General features: G+C 64.1%; 12 protein-coding genes. 2 read left to right on the top strand and 10 right to left on the bottom strand.

Annotated elements, in window-relative coordinates:
* Positions 1 to 26 precede the first annotated feature (26 nt).
* Positions 27 to 4,784: a dermonecrotic toxin domain-containing protein gene (locus LOY53_RS24670; RefSeq protein ID WP_258703386.1), complete on the bottom strand. Its 4,758-nt coding sequence runs from the start codon at positions 4,782 to 4,784 to the stop codon at positions 27 to 29.
* Between the two features lie 187 nt (positions 4,785 to 4,971).
* Between LOY53_RS24670 and LOY53_RS24665 the strand changes: the two genes are divergently transcribed.
* Both LOY53_RS24665 and LOY53_RS24660 read left to right on the top strand, forming a co-directional pair.
* Positions 4,972 to 5,391, top strand: a complete 420-nt coding sequence (locus tag LOY53_RS24665) for a phasin family protein (protein ID WP_027592419.1) — start codon at positions 4,972 to 4,974, stop codon at positions 5,389 to 5,391.
* A 10-nt stretch (positions 5,392 to 5,401) separates the two neighbouring features.
* The gene (locus tag LOY53_RS24660; protein WP_252826066.1) at positions 5,402 to 6,190 is read left to right on the top strand and encodes a phasin family protein; all 789 of its coding nucleotides are present in this window, start codon (positions 5,402 to 5,404) and stop codon (positions 6,188 to 6,190) included.
* Positions 6,191 to 6,334: 144 nt separating this feature from the next.
* Here LOY53_RS24660 and LOY53_RS24655 read toward each other — a convergent pair whose 3' ends face one another.
* The 9 genes from LOY53_RS24655 to LOY53_RS24615 all read right to left on the bottom strand — a co-directional run bounded on the left by LOY53_RS24655 (position 6,335) and on the right by LOY53_RS24615 (position 16,668).
* Positions 6,335 to 6,949 (bottom strand): TetR/AcrR family transcriptional regulator, encoded by a 615-nt coding sequence (locus LOY53_RS24655; protein WP_027592421.1) that lies wholly within the window; start codon positions 6,947 to 6,949, stop codon positions 6,335 to 6,337.
* A 13-nt stretch (positions 6,950 to 6,962) separates the two neighbouring features.
* A complete protein-coding gene (gene phaC, locus LOY53_RS24650; RefSeq protein ID WP_252826065.1) occupies positions 6,963 to 8,645 on the bottom strand; it encodes a class II poly(R)-hydroxyalkanoic acid synthase in 1,683 nt (560 codons plus the stop codon).
* Positions 8,646 to 8,706: 61 nt separating this feature from the next.
* Positions 8,707 to 9,558: a poly(3-hydroxyalkanoate) depolymerase gene (phaZ, locus tag LOY53_RS24645; protein ID WP_252826063.1), complete on the bottom strand. Its 852-nt coding sequence runs from the start codon at positions 9,556 to 9,558 to the stop codon at positions 8,707 to 8,709.
* Between the two features lie 63 nt (positions 9,559 to 9,621).
* Complete coding sequence (phaC, locus tag LOY53_RS24640) at positions 9,622 to 11,301, bottom strand: class II poly(R)-hydroxyalkanoic acid synthase (RefSeq protein ID WP_252826061.1); 1,680 nt, start codon at positions 11,299 to 11,301, stop codon at positions 9,622 to 9,624.
* A 352-nt stretch (positions 11,302 to 11,653) separates the two neighbouring features.
* The gene (locus LOY53_RS24635; RefSeq protein ID WP_099455553.1) at positions 11,654 to 12,031 is read right to left on the bottom strand and encodes a gamma-butyrobetaine hydroxylase-like domain-containing protein; all 378 of its coding nucleotides are present in this window, start codon (positions 12,029 to 12,031) and stop codon (positions 11,654 to 11,656) included.
* A gap of 182 nt (positions 12,032 to 12,213) precedes the next feature.
* Positions 12,214 to 13,557 carry an ATP-dependent protease ATPase subunit HslU gene (hslU, locus tag LOY53_RS24630; protein WP_099430637.1) on the bottom strand — a complete coding sequence of 448 codons (1,344 nt, stop codon included), beginning with the start codon at positions 13,555 to 13,557 and terminating at the stop codon, positions 12,214 to 12,216.
* Between the two features lie 73 nt (positions 13,558 to 13,630).
* Positions 13,631 to 14,161, bottom strand: a complete 531-nt coding sequence (hslV, locus tag LOY53_RS24625) for an ATP-dependent protease subunit HslV (RefSeq protein WP_003249309.1) — start codon at positions 14,159 to 14,161, stop codon at positions 13,631 to 13,633.
* A 234-nt stretch (positions 14,162 to 14,395) separates the two neighbouring features.
* Positions 14,396 to 15,667 (bottom strand): dihydroorotase, encoded by a 1,272-nt coding sequence (locus LOY53_RS24620; protein WP_085272269.1) that lies wholly within the window; start codon positions 15,665 to 15,667, stop codon positions 14,396 to 14,398.
* Entirely contained in the window at positions 15,664 to 16,668 is a 1,005-nt protein-coding gene (locus tag LOY53_RS24615; RefSeq protein WP_027592428.1) for an aspartate carbamoyltransferase catalytic subunit, read from the bottom strand. Before LOY53_RS24615 ends, LOY53_RS24620 begins: the two co-directional genes overlap by 4 nt.
* Positions 16,669 to 16,677 lie beyond the last annotated feature (9 nt).

The raw sequence follows: 16,677 nt of genomic DNA, 5'->3' as shown, positions 1-16,677 counted from the left end.
CCAGGGCCGTGCCGTTGACCGGCCCGTCAGTGGGCCGGAAACGGGATGATGCCTTCTATCTGGTCCAGGCGCAGGTCGCCGCGGTAGATGTCGATCCGTTCAGCCGCTGTATGGGCGTGCTCAAGGCTGACCTCGCGCGCCTTTTCGGCCCTGCTGGCACGCGTGGGGCGCGGCTCCCAGTGCTTCAGGTGGCCTTTGACGAAGGCGCGGGGCGCCGCGTCGGCGCTGCGGTAGTGGAAGTGAGCCTCCCACAGCACCGCATTGGGCTCCTGCACGTCCTTGATCTGGTAGACGTCCAGGTAGTCGTTGGCAGTGCGCAGCGGCTTACGCGATGTGCTCAGGGCGATCTCGATCCGCTGTTGCTGATACAGGTAACGTAACGCACTGCTGTCCGGGTGACGGGTGTTGAGATAGGCGTCGGTGAGCAGTCGGCGTTTCTCGCTGTTCAGCGAGGTGATGGCATCGCGTAGTTGGCTAGCCAGGCCTTCGGACGCCCGGTCATCGGCGGCGCTCACGTGCTGCTCGACCTGGCGCATGTCCTCGATCTGCCAGTCCATGAGGTCGGCCAGGCTGTTCGGCTCGTTCGCGTAGCGCGCTGCCAGCGCGACCCGGTCATTCACGTGCGCCAGCAGGTGTTGCGCGCGACTGCGCAGCTGTGCGGTGTCTTGCGCGGCGGGGCGGTCATCGCCTGGGACTTCGAACCATTGGCCATTGCGCCGCTCGTAGGCGCCCTCTGGTTGCTCGTTGGCGGGGTTGCGCTGAACGGCATGATCGCCTTGCAGGTCCCGCTCGACCAGCACCGAGCGCCCCCGGGAGGTTCGGATCAAGGTGCGTTTGCCCGCCCTGACGCGGTGGGTCAGCTGTCGCGCAGGGGGCGATGTGCCCTGTTCGGCATTCATCAAGGCGGTGCTCAAGTCGGTTTCTGCCAGGCGCTCCAGGCCCGTCATCGCCTCGATGTAGGCCTGCAGCATCGTGGTGTCCACGGCAGGTGCGGTGAACGATTGCATGTACCGGGCCCTGCCGATGACGGCCCGGTAAACGCGCAGGGCGTTGCCCAGCACCTCCGCGTGTTGGTCGGCAGGCAGGTTGGCAGAGGCAACGCCATCGTGGTTCCACAGCGCTGCTGACAGGTCCGTGTCGCTCAGGCTGTTTTGCAAAGGCAGCAGGTCAATGGCCGCTTCGGCAGTGAGCAGGGGCTTGTCCAGTGTCAGGTAAGCCAGGTCGCTGACAATCTGTGCGCGGACGATCAACGACGAGTAAGGGCGCAGCTTGATGGCGCGTTCGATCTTGGCTTTCTTGTCCGGGTAGGCGACCCGGGTATCGCTGAGCACGTCGGAAAGCGTTTTATCCAGCCGCTCGCTGACCACGAGCAGGCGGCGGCTGACCTTCAGTGCGTCTCGGGTCGATTCGCGAAATACAGCGTGTCGGCCCCTCTGCTCATCACTGTCTGGCACCCCACGCAAGCCCACGGATTGCTCCTGCAAGTGTTCGTGGTCGACCAGTTCGAGCAGGCGCCGCACCAGCAGCATGTCATTGTCGATGGCGGCTTCTGTCCAGTTGCTGAACCGGCGTGCAGTGGCGCCCGAACGGTCGTACTTCAGGTAGCGAGGCTCGAGCATCTGCCGGTAGAGGTCGGCGTTGGCATGCAGCAAGCTGGCCTGCTTCTCCAGGTACAGCGACCCCGCGGCGATCTGCGGTAGGTGCTGCCTGCGCATTTCCAGCACTGCCTGGCGCTGCACTCGGAGCGCCGGTGGAAGTGCCTTGACGTCGGGTTTGGGCAACGCATTGAACGCCAGGCTGAACGCGGCCGCCTCGTCGTCAAAGGCTTCAAGCTCGATGCGGTTGCGCTCCATCAAGGGTTCGAGCTGGGTCAGTTTGTCCTGGTTGGCTTGACCGGTCGCTTGCAGCGCATCGTAGTGCTGGCGATTCTGCGCGGTCACGGCTTCTCGGGTTTTAGGCATGCCGCCGGCCAAGTGCAGGTCCAGGACCCATTCGTCATTCCAGCGCCGCAGCCAAGGGCCTTTGCTGCGTTCGCGCCCGACAATGTAGTAGCCGTCGGGCGCGCCGCCCCAACGTGTGTGCCATTCGCCCTGGCTGGTGTCCGGGCCGATGACCTGGATTCCGCCCCAGGTTTCCTGCACCTCGTAGGCCACGTCCTGCAGGTTCACGTAGAGCCGCTCTTGCACCTTGTACAACCCGCGTAGGCGGCCTTGTGTTTCAGCGGCATGGCCTTGCAGGGAAACGCCTGCGCGCAGTTCACCCAGGCGCTGGCGGGCGTGGGAGGGCAAATTGCCCACCCGCTGGCTGTTGTGCCAACGGCTCATACTGACGTGGCCGGGACGTTGCGCCTGATGGGGTTCGACCCAGTCCGCTGTCTTGGGTGGCTCAACGGTTACCGGCGTGGAGGGTGCTCTGCGCGCGGGGCCTTCCAGGGCCATGGCATCCACCGCTGCCGAGCTGACGCCCGCATGCGTTGGGGCGGTGGGGCCCTGCATCAGCAACAGGGCCAGGTTGGCCAGCACATCTGCCGCTGCCAAGGCTTGTTCTTCCGCGCTGCCATCGGACAGGGCGGGCAGGTCATCCTTGAGCGTTGCCACGGCGGCGACCAGCCAGGCCAGCATGGCCGCAGGGCCACGCAGCAGGGGCGTGACCGTGTTGAACACGACCCAGCCGCACTGCACGATCAAGGCCCAGCGCTGTTGCGCATTCGAGCGGCTCTGCCGGGAGGCCAGCAGTAGCATTGTCTGGATGCGTGCGTTGTAGAGGTGGTTGTCCAGATCTTCGAGCCAAGGGGCGTGAACGGCTGTAACAGGGACCCTGAGGCGTTCCACCAGGGTGTCCACCAACGCCGACTGCGTGCCAATCAAGTGCGCCAGGGCCGACAGGCGGCTATGCAGGTGCGGACGTTCGAATCCGCCGTGCTGGTAGATGCTTTCTGCATCCTCATCCATCCAGGCCAGCAGCTGTTGCTGCAACGCCTGATCAGCCCGTATCTGCGCCATCAGCCTGTCCAGGCTGGCAAACTCCGCCACGGCGTCATCCGCGAACAGGGGGCGATACAGGACCCAGCGCTGGTTGGCCTTTACCTTGATCAGGAACATGCCGTGCACCGTGTTGCCTTCGGAGGCACCCGGTGCAGGCAGAAACGCCAGCGGCGCAATGCTGAGCGCATCAGGTGACGCCTGATTGGCACGGCAGAAATCGACGATTGCCTGGCAGGCCTGTGCGCTGAGCTTGGCTTCGATCCTGGCCCTGAGCGCGGCGAACTGCAGGGTGCTGCGCCATTCCGTGGCATGGCGCTGGAGGCGGCTGGCCTTGAGCGTGGCATCCTGCAGTTGGTGGGCGACATAAGCGGGGTAATGCCCGCCGACATCCACGGTCGAGATCAAGCGGTTGACGTAATCCAGGTTCAGCCAGCTGCCCAGAGGCCGTGCGTGGGTGTCGAGCAGGCCGGACGCCACTTCGTCGCTACCCGTGTGCAGGCGTGCAATGGCCAGTTCAGTCAGGGTCATGCTTTTCAGGTAGTTCAATTGCGCGGGGCCGGACGACGACAGCGGTACCACCACCGAGATCTGCACGAGCAGCTGGTCGGGGTCTTGCGGTGTTTCGGCTGGGAAGTCCGCGCGCATCTGTTCGCGCAGCCGGCGAGCGGCATAGCGGCCCAGGGTTTCTATCGTGTCGAACGACGTCCTGCCCTGGGCGTGGGCCTGGCTGGCGGCGAGCTCAAGCAGGGCTTCGGCGTACAGCAGCTGGCCGGTGCTGTCTGCTTGGTTCAGCCAGGTGGGCAGGTTCAGCAGTGGCTGCTCGGTGCTTGGCAGGGGCAGGTCCAGGAAATGGGACGAAGGGTCGCTCAAGGTGCTGAAGGCCTCCTCAAGCGCGTGAACGCCGGTGAGCGTGGACAACCGCAGGCGGCCGACCCTGTCGAGGGTGCCATTGAGTATTTCAGTGGACTGGAAGGCGAAAGGGTCTTCGTCCAGTGGTTGCTGTGCCCAGCGCAGCGTGTCGAATTGATACTGCTGCGCCAGTGCGTCGCGAAGGGCGTCGGCGAAGGCCGCAAGGTCAACGTAGCTGCGTACCGCGCCTGAAGGTTTGCACCACAGCACCCGCCTGGGCTCAGCGATGATCAACAGGTCGGGCAAGGCCTGGGGTGCGTGCTCATCGAGGGTGACCTGCAGCCGGTTGATCGACAGCGCGCTGACCGTGCCGTTGATCACGCCATACAGCACGGTTTTCGCCGGTTCGGACAAGCCCTGCCGCTCCACCCCATGCAGCAGGGCGGCTTTCAAGGTCTGCGCCAACCTGTGCACATGGGACAGGCCCGATGTGGCATCGCTTGCAGCCCAGAAACCAATCTGCGCCTGCTGAAAGGCTTCGGTCAGGGCCGCCAGCAGTTCATCGAAGTCGCGGTTGAGGTTGTCCATGTTCAGGCTGACTTCGGGCTGGGCGTTCGGGCCGACACCTGCCGCCTGCGGCAGAAAGGGCAGGGGCGGCGCAATGCTGAGCACGTCTGTGTGCGTGAGGGCCATGCCTTTGCCCGTCAGAAAATGGTCGAGCAGCGTGTTTACCAGGGAGGCCTGTGCCGGTTGCTTGCCTGCGCCGTGGATGAGCGTGAAGGGCTCGAGGGACTGCAACTGAGGGTGGTTGCGGGTGATCCAGGGGTAGCGATTGGCCAGGATGGTCAAGCCGGCCTTGGCAACCACTTCGCGCAGCGTGGGGCGTTGGGCGAATTGGCTGGCTACCCGTTGCTTGAACGTGGTGGGTTGCAGCGGCGGGGACGCAGGCATGAGGTGTGAGCTCTGGTGGCGGGAATGCTCGCACGCTAGCGCCGATGCCTGCGGTGGCGGCGGTACATGTTTGGCCCCCTATGCCGCGTGAGCTTAGGGTGAGGTTTCTAATTTTCTTCCCTACCTTATGCTCAAGCCCAACCTCCATGGGCAGTTCCTCTCCACTCATGAGCATGAGGTACAGAGCATGGCCAAAGTGAATGTGAAGAAAAAGGACGACGCTCCAGGCACCCTGGGCGAAGTGCGCGGTTATGCGCGCAAGATCTGGCTGGCAGGTATCGGCGCCTATGCCCGCGTCGGTCAGGAAGGTTCCGAGTATTTCAACGAGCTGGTCAAAGCCGGCGAAGGCGTTGAAAAACGTGGCAAGAAGCGCATCGACAAAGAGCTCGATGCGGCCAATAACCAGCTGGATGAAGCGACCCAGGAAGTCAGCCGCGTACGCGGCAAGGTCGAAGTTCAACTCGACAAGATCGAAAAAGCTTTCGACGCACGGGTTGGTCGCGCCTTGAATCGCCTTGGCATTCCGTCTAAACATGACGTTGAGGCGTTGTCCATCAAGCTTGAACAGCTGCACGAGCTGCTTGAGCGCGTCGCGCACAAACCATAAGGAGAGCAGGATGGCTGGCAAAAAGAATTCCGACAAAGAAAGCAGCTCCTGGGTCGGCGGGATCGAGAAGTACTCCCGCAAGATCTGGCTGGCGGGCCTGGGGATCTATTCGAAGATCGACCAGGACGGCCCGAAGCTGTTCGATACGCTGGTGAAGGACGGCGAGAAGGCCGAGAAGCAGGCGAAGAAGACCGCCGAAGACGTGGCTGATAGCGCCAAGGCGTCGACCACGTCGCGCGTATCCGGCGTGAAGGATCGCGCGCTGGGCAAGTGGAGCGAGCTTGAAGAAGCCTTCGACAAGCGCCTGAACAGCGCCATCTCGCGCCTGGGCGTACCAAGCCGCAATGAGATCAAGGCGCTGCACCAGCAAGTGGACAGCCTGACCAAGCAGATCGAGAAACTGACCGGTGCTTCGGTCACGCCGATCTCCAAGGCGGCTGCGAGCAAGGCTGCTGCCAAGCCACTGGCCAAGGCGCCTGCCAAACCTGCTGCGAAAACCGCAGCAGCCAAGCCGGCGGCCAAAGCGGCTGCGGCAAAACCTGCGGCAAAACCTGCTGCGAAAACCGCTGCTGCCAAGCCTGCGGCCAAACCCGCTGCCAAGCCTGTTGCGGCCAAACCTGCAGCGGCGAAGAAACCGGCAGTGAAGAAGGCCCCGGCCAAACCGGCAGCCGCCAAACCGGCAGCACCTGCGGCCAGTGCGGCACCGGCTGCTACTGCAACTGCTGCAGCCCCAGCGCCAAGCGCGGCACCGGCCAGCAGCACGCCGTCGGCAGCGACCGGCACCGGTACCCTGATCTAACCGCGTCGCCTTTTTCGCGGGCAACCCCGCTCCCACCCGAACTGTGCAGCCTCCAAGGCTAGCGCCGTACCTGTGGGAGCTGGCTTGCCAGCGATGAGGCCGGAACAAGCACCACAAGACAGTTGCTCACACCAGTCCAGCAGACTACCCCTCCAGATACCGCACCGCCAACTGCTCCGCCGCCGCCCGGGCCTGGGCCTGCAGATGCGGCGCCACCAGCATCATCACCTGGTACACCACGATCCCCACATCTCCCTCCCGCCCCAGCACGCGCTGGTAATCCAGCGAGAACATCAGTGTCAGGGTGATCTGCTCCACCAACTGCCCCAACGCCTGGGTTTCGCTCACCACTTGCCCCTGGCCCTTGAGGCTGGCCAGCAACGCGGCAAGGGTTCGCTTCAGTGCGTTGATCAAGCTGCGCATGCCGCGGGCCAGCTTCGGCAGGCGCCCGGTCAGGTTGGACAGGTCCTGGAACAGGAAGCGGTACTGGGCCATGCGCTCGACGATCAGGTGCAGGAACAACCAGTAGTCCTCGGCCTCCAGGCGCACTTCAAGCGGTGGGTCGAGCAGCGGCATCAGCGCTTCTTCGAAACGCTCGAACAGGCCCAGCACCACCGGTTCCTTGCCATGGAAGTGGTAGTACAGGTTGCCCGGGCTGATGCCCAGTTCGTTGGCGATCTCCAAGGTCGAGACATTCGGTTCGCCTTGCTGGTTGAACAGCTGCAGGGCGCATTCAAGGATACGGTCGCGGGTCTTCATCCGGGCGGTGTGCTCATCGGGTCAGGACATAGGTGCCTGGCGCAGGGCCCAGCGGCGGATAGGTGGCATTGCCAAGCGTGGTGCGTGGTGCTTTCAGCGGGCCGGAGCGCGGGGTGACCCACTCCAGCCACAAAGGCCACCAGCTGCCTTCGCTGCGCTGCGCGTCGTGGAACCAGGCACGCGGGTCGCTGGACAGCTTGGGGTTGGCCAGGTAGTAGGCCTTGGGGTTGCCAGGTGGGTTGATGATGCTCTGGATATGCCCGCTGTTGGCCAGCACGAAGCGTCGGTCGCCGCCCAGCAGCATGGCTGAGCGGTACACGGCATCCCACGGGGTGATGTGGTCGTTGCTGCCGGCCACGGTGAAACTGTCGAGGTCGACCTGCTGAAGGTCGATGGGCGTGCCACACACCTCAAGGCCTGCCGGGTGGGTCAGCGGGTTGTGCTTGAAGAAGTCCAGCAGGTCGCCATGCAGCGCCGCCGGCAGGCGTGTGCTGTCGGCGTTCCAGTAGAGGATGTCGAAGGCGGGCGGGGTCTTGCCGAGCAGGTAGTTGTTGACCCAGTAGTTCCAGATCAAGTCATTGGGCCGCATCCAGGCGAAGATCCGCGCCACTTCGGCGCCGTCCAGCACGCCGCGTTGGTACGAGCGGCGCTTGGCCGCCTCGATCGTCTGCTCGTCGGCGAACAGGCTGGCGGGGCTCTCGAACTTGCTGTCCAGCAAGCTGACCAGGTAGGTGGCGCTGCGCACTCGGCGCAACTGATGCTTGGCTTGCAGGTGGCCTTGCAGCGCTGCCATGGTCAGGCCGCCAGCGCAGGCGCCCATCAGGTTGGGGTCGCGGTTGCCACTGATGCTGCGGCACGCGTTGAGCGCCTCTTCCAGGGCCTGAACGTAGCTCGACAGCCCCCACTCGCGGTGCCGTGGGTCGGGGTTGCGCCAACTGACCATGAACACCTGCAGGCCGTTCTTGAGCATGTACTGGACAAAGCTGTTGGTCGAGCTGAGGTCGAAGATATAGAACTTGTTGATCTGCGGCGGCACCACCAGCAGTGGGCGGGCGTGCTGTTTCTCGCTCATCGGCTGGTACTGGATCAGCTCCAGCAGTTCGTTGCGAAACACCACGGCGCCGGGGGTTGCCGCGACGTTGCCACCCACCTCGAAGGCGCGTTCGTCCACCTGGCGGGGCAAGCCATCGTTATGGCGCAAGTCGTCGAGCAGGTGCGCCACGCCACGCACCAGGCTTTGCCCGCCGGTGTTGAGCAGCTCCTTCACGGCCAGTGGGTTGAGCAGCGAATTGCTGGGCGCCAGGGCGTCGTTGATCAGGGTGAACAGAAACTGCGCGCGGGCGCGGTCATCGTCGTCCAGGTGACTTTCGTCGATCCACAGGCGGGTCTGCTTTTGCCAGGCCAGGTAGGCTTGCAGGCCGCGTCGGTAGAACGGGTTCTGGCTCCAGGTCGGGTCGCTGAAGCGGGTATCTCGCGGGCTCGGCTGGTAAGGGGTGTCGCCGAGCATCACGCGGCCCAGCTGCCCGCTCAGGGCCAGCAGGTGGCGGGCGGTATGCAGCGGGTTGCGCAAGCCATGACGGCCGACACTGCGCAGCGTGGAAATCAGGTCGCGCCCGCGCAGGCCGAGGATGGCGTTCTGCACGTTCATGCTGGTGGCGGGAAGCGTTGGCGTTCCTTTGGCCGGTTTTTCTTTCATGGCAACACTCCCTCGTCTTGACCCTTGGCGCCTGCTGGCCCCGTCGCGGGCGAACCCACCCCTACACGCCCGAAGCCGGGCGCGGATGCATGACCGCGCGCTGACGCTCTTGCTGGAGGAACTTCATGATGATCGGGGCGACGGCCTCGGCCCGGGTGATCAGAAACAGATGGCCGTCGTCGATAATGTGTAGCTGGGCATTGGGAATCCGCCAGGCCAGCAGGCGCATGTTGATCAGCGGGATCAACGGGTCGTCATCGCCAGCCAGTACCAGGGTGGGCTGCTGGATCTTGTGCAGCCAGTGAATGCTGGTCCAGCCAAACCCGGCGAACAGTTGCCAGTAATAGCCCAGCTTGCCGCCGGAGCGCACCTTGGCCGCGTGTCGCATGGCCAGGTCTGGGTCGCGGCGAAAGCCACCGCCGTAGATCAGCGGGGCGATGCGGATGACATGCGAAGGCTGGATGTAGCGCCGAGGGCTGGCCATCATCCACAGCACCTTGGGCTTGCCCGGCACCATCACCGCGCCGGCGGCCGTGGCGGCCAGTACCAGCTTCTTGCAGCGCTCGGGGTAGTCGTGGGCAAACTGCTGCGCCAGGGCGCCACCCCAGGACACACCGATCACATTCACCTGGCCGTAGTCGAGGTAGTCGAGCATGCGTGCCGTGAGCTTGGCCAGCCCCGGAAAGCGATAGGGCTGGCGTGGCGTCGACGAGCCGCCTACGCCCGGTACGTCGAAGGCGATGACTTCCAGGTCTGGGTCCAGCGCTTCGATGAACGGAAACACCAGCTCCAGGTTGGCGCCAATGCCGTTGAAGATCAGCAGCGGCGTCAGGTGCGGCTTGCCCGGGCGCACGGCAGTGCGGATGGACTGGTTGTCCAGTTCGACGGTCCTGAAGATATAGGGTGACGGCATGCGCGTGGCTCTGTGGTGAAGTGAACACCGTGGCCCACCCGCAGGTGGCCACGGCGCTGCAACTCAACGTTCGTGAACGTAGGTGCCCGGAGATGCCTCGCCAGCGGCATAGGCGCGGTTGCCCAGCCGGGTTGGCGCTTTTTTCAGGTCGCCGGCACGTTCGCCCAGCCAGTTCTGCCAGTGCAGCCACCAGGAGTCGGCATGCTTGGTCGCGTTCTCCTGCCAGGCCACGGGGTCGCCCGGGCGATCGGCGCCGGTCATGAAGCGCGCCTTGGGGTTGCCCGGTGGGTTGAGGATGCTCTGGATGTGGCCGCTGTTGGACAGCACGAACTCGATCTTGCCGCCAAACAGGTGCGCCGAGCGGTAGCAGGACGGCCACGGGGTGATGTGGTCGTTGGTGCCGGCGAGGCTGTAGATGTCGCAGGTGACCTGCTTCAGGTCGATCGGCGTGCCGCACACTTCCAGTGCACCGGGGCGGGTCAGTGGGTTGTTTTTGAACATTTCGATCAGGTCGCCATGGAAACCAGCCGGCAGGCGCGTGGTGTCGTTGTTCCAGAACAGGATGTCGAACACCGGCGGCTCATTGCCCAGCAGGTAGTTGTTGACCCAGTAGTTCCAGATCAGGTCGTTGGGGCGCATCCAGGCAAACACCTTGGCCATCTCGCTGCCTTCGAGCACGCCGGCCTGGTAGGAGTGGCGCTTGGCGGCTTCGAGGGTCTGTTCATCGACGAACAGCGCGACCTGGGTGTCCATGGTGGTGTCCAGCACGCTGACCAGCAGGGTCAGGGCATTGACCTTCTTTTCGCCGAGGGCGGCGTAATGCCCCACCAGCGCGGTGCAGGTGATGCCGCCAGAGCAGGCGCCGAGCATGTTCAGGTCTTTGCTGCCGGTAATCGCCAGCACGGCGTCGACCGCTTCCTTGAGCGCATCGATGTAGGTCGACAGGCCCCATTCGCGCTGGGCCTTGGTCGGGTTGCGCCAGCTGATGATGAAGGTCTGCTGTTGTGAGCGCAGGCAGAAGCGCGCCAGGCTTTTTTCCGGGCTCAGGTCGAACACGTAGAACTTGTTGATCTGCGGCGGCACCACCAGCAGTGGCCGCGCATGCACCTGTTCGGTGATCGGGCTGTACTGGATCAGCTCCAGCACGTCGTTGCGGAACACCACGGCGCCGTCGCTGGTGCCCAGGTTCTTGCCCACTTCGAAGGCGTCCATGTTCACCTGGCTGGGCATGCCACCGTTGTTGACCACGTCCTTGGCCAGGTTGGACAGGCCATCGAGCAGGCTTTTGCCACCGGTTTCGAAGAAGCGCTTGACCGCTGCCGGGTTGGACAAGGTGTTGGTCGGCGCCATGGCCTCGGTCATCAGGTTGATGACGAACTGCCCGCGGCTGATGTCCTGGGGTGACAGGTCGCTGTTGCCGATCCACTCCTGCAGCTCCTTGCGCCAGGCCAGGTAGGTTTGCAGGTAGCGGCGGTAAAGGGGGTTGTTGCTCCAGGCCGGGTCGTTGAAGCGGCGGTCGTCGCTCTCGGGGGTGAGGCTGGATTTGCCCAGCAGCACGTTCTTCAGCTCCAGGCCGAAGTGCGCCACGTGCTTGGCGCTGTGCAAAGGTTGGCGCACGGCCTGGCGCAGCACGGTGCGTGCCGAACTCAACAGGTCCTTGCGGCGGATGCCGATGACCGGGTTCAGCCCCAGGGTGTTCTCCGAGGCCTGCCGCTGCAACTCATCGTTGTTCTTGTTACTCATCTGCGACGCTCCGTTGTCCAGAGACGAGTACCGGTTGCCTGTGGCGCTTGCACAGTCCAGAGCCCGGTACTGCTACTCGGGTGACCAGTGATAAGGAACAGCGGTGCTGCGGGCCGGATGCATTCGGCGATGAGCTGCGGGGAATTCTGCGTGTGAAGACAGCCTGCTTTCGCTCGCGACCTCTACATACCGGCCAGGCCCTGATTGCCTTCAAGGCGATGCAGGGAACTTGCCAGCTCCATTGGTTACCCGACTTTCATGTAATGCGCAAGACAGCCCGTCACTGAGCTGTCTGTAGGGCATTCAAGCAGATGAGATTAGAAAATGCGCTCTAAACGTTCGAGGGCTTGCGCTAGAGCATGAGTTTCACGACCGATTCGGCCGGATCGCGGGATTTTCCGGCCTTGTGCAGATCGTCGAGGTACTCGGCCCATAGCTCTTTCTGGCGCAGGCACAGTTGCTCGAGGTACTCCCAGGTGAACAGGCCGCTGTCATGGCCGTCGTCGAAGGTCAATTTCAGTGCATATTGGCCGGCGGGCTCGAGGCCGACGAGGCCGACGTTGACCTTGCCAACTTGCAGGATGGGGTTGCCGTGGCCCTGGACCTCGGCGGAAGGGGAGTGCACGCGCAGGAATTCGGCGGGCAGGTGGTAGACCTCGTTGGGGCCGTAGGTAAGGCTCAAGGTCTTGGAGGCTTTGTGCAGGTTGATGGCGGTGGGCAGGCGGGCCATGGGCTGAATCTCTCGGGAGCTGATGCTGCAAGCTTCCAGCTTCTGAGGGAGGGATTCAAGCTTGATTGGGGCTGCTTTGCAGCCCATTCGCGGCACAAGGCCGCTCCTACAGGTACACCGCTGCATTCAGTGTAGGAGCGGCCTTGTGCCGCGAATGGGCCGCAAAGCGGCCCCATACGGTCTTACAGGATATAGCGCGACAGGTCTTCGTTCTGCGCCAGCTCACCCAGGTGGCTGTTCACATAGCCCGCATCGATCTGGATCGGCGTTTCATCGTGGGTGCTGGCCAGGTCACCGGCACTGAACGACACCTCTTCGAGCAGGCGCTCGAGCAGGGTGTGCAGGCGGCGGGCACCGATGTTCTCGGTTTTCTCGTTGACCTGGTAGGCGATCTCGGCCAGGCGCTTGATACCGTCGGTAAGGAACTCGATGTTCAAACCTTCGGTTTTCAGCAGTGCCTGGTACTGCTCGGTCAGCGAAGCGTGCGGCTCCTGCAGGATGCGCTCGAAGTCTTCTGGGGTCAGTGCCTTGAGTTCGACACGGATCGGCAGACGACCCTGCAGCTCAGGCACCAGGTCGCTTGGCTTGCTCAGGTGGAACGCACCCGAAGCAATGAACAGGATGTGGTCGGTCTTGACCATGCCCAGCTTGGTGTTGACGGTGCAGCCTTCGATCAACGGCAGCAGGTCGCGCTGGACACCCTCGCGGGACACATCGGCGCCGCCGACATTGCCACGCTTGGCCACTTTGTCGATTTCGTCGATGAACACGATACCGTGCTGTTCAACAGCTTCCAGGGCCTTGGCCTTGAGCTCTTCTTCGTTGACCAGGCGGCCCGCTTCTTCTTCGCGGACCATCTTCAGCGCTTCTTTGACCTTGAGCTTGCGCGCCTTGCGCTTGCCCTTGCCCATGTTGGCGAACAGGCTCTGCAGCTGGTTGGTCATCTCTTCCATGCCGGGCGGCGCGGCGATTTCGACACCTACGGCGTCAGCCACTTCGATCTCGATTTCCTTGTCGTCCAGCTGGCCTTCGCGCAGACGCTTGCGGAACAGCTGTCGGGTGTTGGAATCGCTGCTGGTCTGCGCGGCTTCTTCGCTGAAGCTGGTGACCCGCGCCTGCGGCAACAGGGCATCGAGGATGCGGTCTTCGGCGGCGTCTTCGGCGCGGTGGCGCACGCGGATGATTTCCTGCTCGCGGAGCATCTTCAGCGCGGCATCGGCCAGGTCACGGATGATCGATTCGACATCACGGCCGACGTAGCCGACTTCGGTGAACTTGGTCGCTTCGACCTTGATGAACGGCGCGTTGGCCAGCTTGGCCAGGCGACGAGCGATTTCGGTCTTGCCGACACCGGTCGGGCCGATCATCAGGATGTTTTTCGGGGTCACCTCGGCACGCAGCTCGGTCGGCAGCTGCATGCGCCGCCAGCGGTTGCGCAGGGCGATGGCCACGGCGCGCTTGGCGTCGTCCTGGCCGATGATGTGGCGGTTGAGTTCGTGAACGATTTCGCGGGGGGTCATGGACATGATGAAAATGGTCCTCGAGCAGAGCAATCAGTGTGGAAAAGTCCCGCCCTGGGCGGGACGCCAAAACAACTGATCAGTCGGCCAGGTCCTGCTCCTCGATGGTCAGGTTGTGGTTGGTGAATACGCAGATGTCACCGGCGATGTTCAGCGCGGTCTCGGCAATTTCGCGGGCCGAGAGGTCGGTCTTGTTCAGCAGGGCGCGGGCGGCGGCCTGGGCGTAGGCGCCACCGGAACCCATGGCGATCAGGCCGTCTTCGGGTTCGACCACATCGCCGTTACCGGTAATGATCAAGGAGGCATCCTTGTTGGCCACGGCCAGCATGGCCTCCAGGCGGCTCAGGGAGCGGTCGGTACGCCATTCCTTGGCCAGCTCGACGGCGGCACGGACCAGGTGGCCTTGGTGTTTCTCCAGTTGGCCTTCAAAGCGTTCAAACAGGGTGAAGGCATCGGCGGTGGCACCGGCGAAGCCTGCAATGACCTGGCCGTGGTACAGGCGACGGACCTTTTTGGCGTTGCCTTTCATCACGGTGTTGCCGAGGGAAACCTGGCCGTCGCCGCCCATGACGACTTTGCCGTTACGGCGGACAGAAACGATGGTGGTCAAGGGGAGAGTCTCCACGCAGCGGGGCGAAAGTGCCTGATGCAGACTCATATGGGGGTGGGGGGAAGGATTTCAACCTTGGGGGATGAGCGGTTGAGCTTGGCGGGCACATTTGTGCTGGCTCATTCGCGGGGCAAGCCCGCTCCCACTGGTTCTCCGCTTGCCTCGATGATTGCGAACGTCCTGTGGCAGCGGGCTTGCCCCGCGAATGGGCCGCAGAGCGGCCCCTGGGGTTACTCAGGCCTCGTGGCAGACGTGCCCATCGACCAAGGTATAACGCACGGCGCCAGGCAGGCAGTGGCCGATGAACGGGCAGTTCTCGCCACGGGACAGCCATTGCTCGCCAGCAACGGTCGAGGCTTTCGGGTCGAACAGCACCAGGTCCGCCGCGCCACCTACCTTCAGTTCACCCGCCGGCAGGCGCATGGCGGCAGCCGGGCCGCTGGTCAGGCGTGCCAGCAAGGTCGGCAGGTCGAGCAGGCCGTCTTCGACCAGGGTCATGGCCAGTGGCAGCAGCACTTCGACACTGCTGATACCCGGCTCCGTGGCACCGAACGGCGCCAGCTTGGCATCGCGCTCGTGCGGTTGGTGATGGCTGGAGATCGCCTGGATCACCCCCGACTTGACGGCTGCGCGCAGGCCGTCGCGGTCGGCGGCGGTGCGCAGCGGTGGCTGCACGTGGTAGAGGCTGGAAAACTCGCGCAGCGACTCATCGGTGAGAATCAGCTGGTACAGCGCCACGTCGGCGGTCACTGGCAGGCCCAGTTCCTGGGCCTGGGCAATCAAGCGCGCGCCGCGGGCGCTGGTGATCTGGGTGAAGTGCGCCCGCACGCCGCTCTGTTCGACCAGCAGCAAGTTGCGCGCCAAGGCCACGGTCTCGGCAGTCTCCGGGATGCCCGGCAGGCCGAGGAAACTGGCCATGGCGCCTTCATGGGCCAGGCCACCCTGAGACAGGTCGCGGTCCTGGGAGTGGAACACCACGGTCAGGTCGAAGGTGGCGGCGTACTCCAGGGCACGGGCCAGGGTACGGTTGTTGGGGATTTGCTGCAGGCCATTGCCGAAGGCCACGCAACCGGTGTCGCGCAGGGCCACCAGCTCGGCCAGTTGCTCGCCTTCCAGGCCCTTGGTCAGGGCGCCGATCGGGTAGACCTTGCTGTTGCCGGCTTCGCGGGCACGGTCGAGGATCAGCTCGGCCACGGCCGAGGTGTCCAGCACCGGTTTGGTCTGCGGCGGGCAGCACAGGCTGGTCACACCGCCGGCCACGGCGGCGCGGGTTTCGCTGGCGATGTTGCCTTTGCGGCTGTAGCCCGGCTCGCGCAGGGCGACGTCGAGGTCGACCAGGCCAGGCGCTGCAATCAGGCCATCGGCCTGGATCGTGCGGCTGGCGCTGAAGCCGGCCGGCGCTGCGCCGATGGCGGCAATGCGGCCGCCGTCCAGGTGCAGGTCGGTGATCTGGTCCAGGCCGCTGTTAGGGTCGATGACCCGGGCGCCAAGAATACTGATGCTCACAGGGCGTTCTCCTGGTCGAGTTGGCGTTGCGCGTTTTGCCCGCTCATGGCCATGGACAGCACGGCCATGCGCACGGCGATGCCGTACGTCACCTGGTTGAGGATCACCGAGTGCTTGCCGTCGGCCACTGCCGATTCGATCTCCACACCGCGGTTGATCGGGCCAGGGTGCATGACGATGGCATCGGGCTTGGCACCGGCCAGGCGTGCGGTGGTCAGGCCGAACAGGCGGTAGAACTCGCCCTCGCTGGGCAGCAGGCCACCGGCCATGCGCTCACGCTGCAGGCGCAGCATGATCACCACGTCGACGTCTTTCAGGCCTTCGGCGAGGTCGGTGTAGACCTTTACGCCGTATTGCTCGATGCCGATCGGGATCAGGGTTTTCGGGCCGATTACGCGGATGTCCGGGCAGCCCAGCGCCTTGAGCGCCAGCATGTCGGAGCGCGCCACGCGCGAATGCAGGATATCGCCGACGATGGCGACAGACAGGTTCTCGAAGCTGCCCTTGTGCCGACGGATGGTCAGCATGTCGAGCATGCCTTGGGTCGGGTGCGCATGGCGGCCATCGCCACCGTTGATCACGGCCACATCGGGGCACACGTGTTCAGCGATGAAGTGCGCGGCGCCCGAATCGGAGTGGCGCACGACGAACATGTCGGCAGCCATGGCCTCCAGGTTGCGCAGGGTGTCGAACAGGGTTTCGCCTTTGCTGGTCGAGGAGGTCGACACATTGAGGCTGATCACGTCGGCAGAGAGGCGCTGCGCGGCCAGTTCGAAAGTGGTGCGGGTACGGGTCGAGTTCTCGAAGAACACGTTGCAGACGGTCTTGCCGCGCAGCAACGGGACTTTTTTCACGGCCCGGGCACCGACTTCCAGGAAGGAGTCGGCGGTGTCGAGGATCTCGGTCAGCAGTTCGCGGGGCAAACCGTCGAGCGAGAGAAAGTGGCGCAGCTGGCCCTGATCATTGAGCTGCAGCGGGCGCTTGGCGTCGATTGGCGTCATCGCGGGGGA

This window comes from Pseudomonas sp. B21-031 (genome assembly GCF_024748985.1).
GTDB classification, from domain to species: Bacteria; Pseudomonadota; Gammaproteobacteria; order Pseudomonadales; family Pseudomonadaceae; genus Aquipseudomonas; species Aquipseudomonas kermanshahensis.
The sequence above is the reverse complement of the archived record's forward strand: the minus strand, read 5'-3'. Positions and strand labels throughout refer to the sequence as shown.

Coding starts and splice junctions, on each gene's coding strand:
- LOY53_RS24670 (WP_258703386.1), bottom strand. CDS start 4,784: ATGCCTGCGTCCCCGCCGCTGCAACCCACCACGTTCAAGCAACGGGTA.
- LOY53_RS24665 (WP_027592419.1), top strand. CDS start 4,972: ATGGCCAAAGTGAATGTGAAGAAAAAGGACGACGCTCCAGGCACCCTG.
- LOY53_RS24660 (WP_252826066.1), top strand. CDS start 5,402: ATGGCTGGCAAAAAGAATTCCGACAAAGAAAGCAGCTCCTGGGTCGGC.
- LOY53_RS24655 (WP_027592421.1), bottom strand. CDS start 6,949: ATGAAGACCCGCGACCGTATCCTTGAATGCGCCCTGCAGCTGTTCAAC.
- phaC (WP_252826065.1), bottom strand. CDS start 8,645: ATGAAAGAAAAACCGGCCAAAGGAACGCCAACGCTTCCCGCCACCAGC.
- phaZ (WP_252826063.1), bottom strand. CDS start 9,558: ATGCCGTCACCCTATATCTTCAGGACCGTCGAACTGGACAACCAGTCC.
- phaC (WP_252826061.1), bottom strand. CDS start 11,301: ATGAGTAACAAGAACAACGATGAGTTGCAGCGGCAGGCCTCGGAGAAC.
- LOY53_RS24635 (WP_099455553.1), bottom strand. CDS start 12,031: ATGGCCCGCCTGCCCACCGCCATCAACCTGCACAAAGCCTCCAAGACC.
- hslU (WP_099430637.1), bottom strand. CDS start 13,557: ATGTCCATGACCCCCCGCGAAATCGTTCACGAACTCAACCGCCACATC.
- LOY53_RS24615 (WP_027592428.1), bottom strand. CDS start 16,668: ATGACGCCAATCGACGCCAAGCGCCCGCTGCAGCTCAATGATCAGGGC.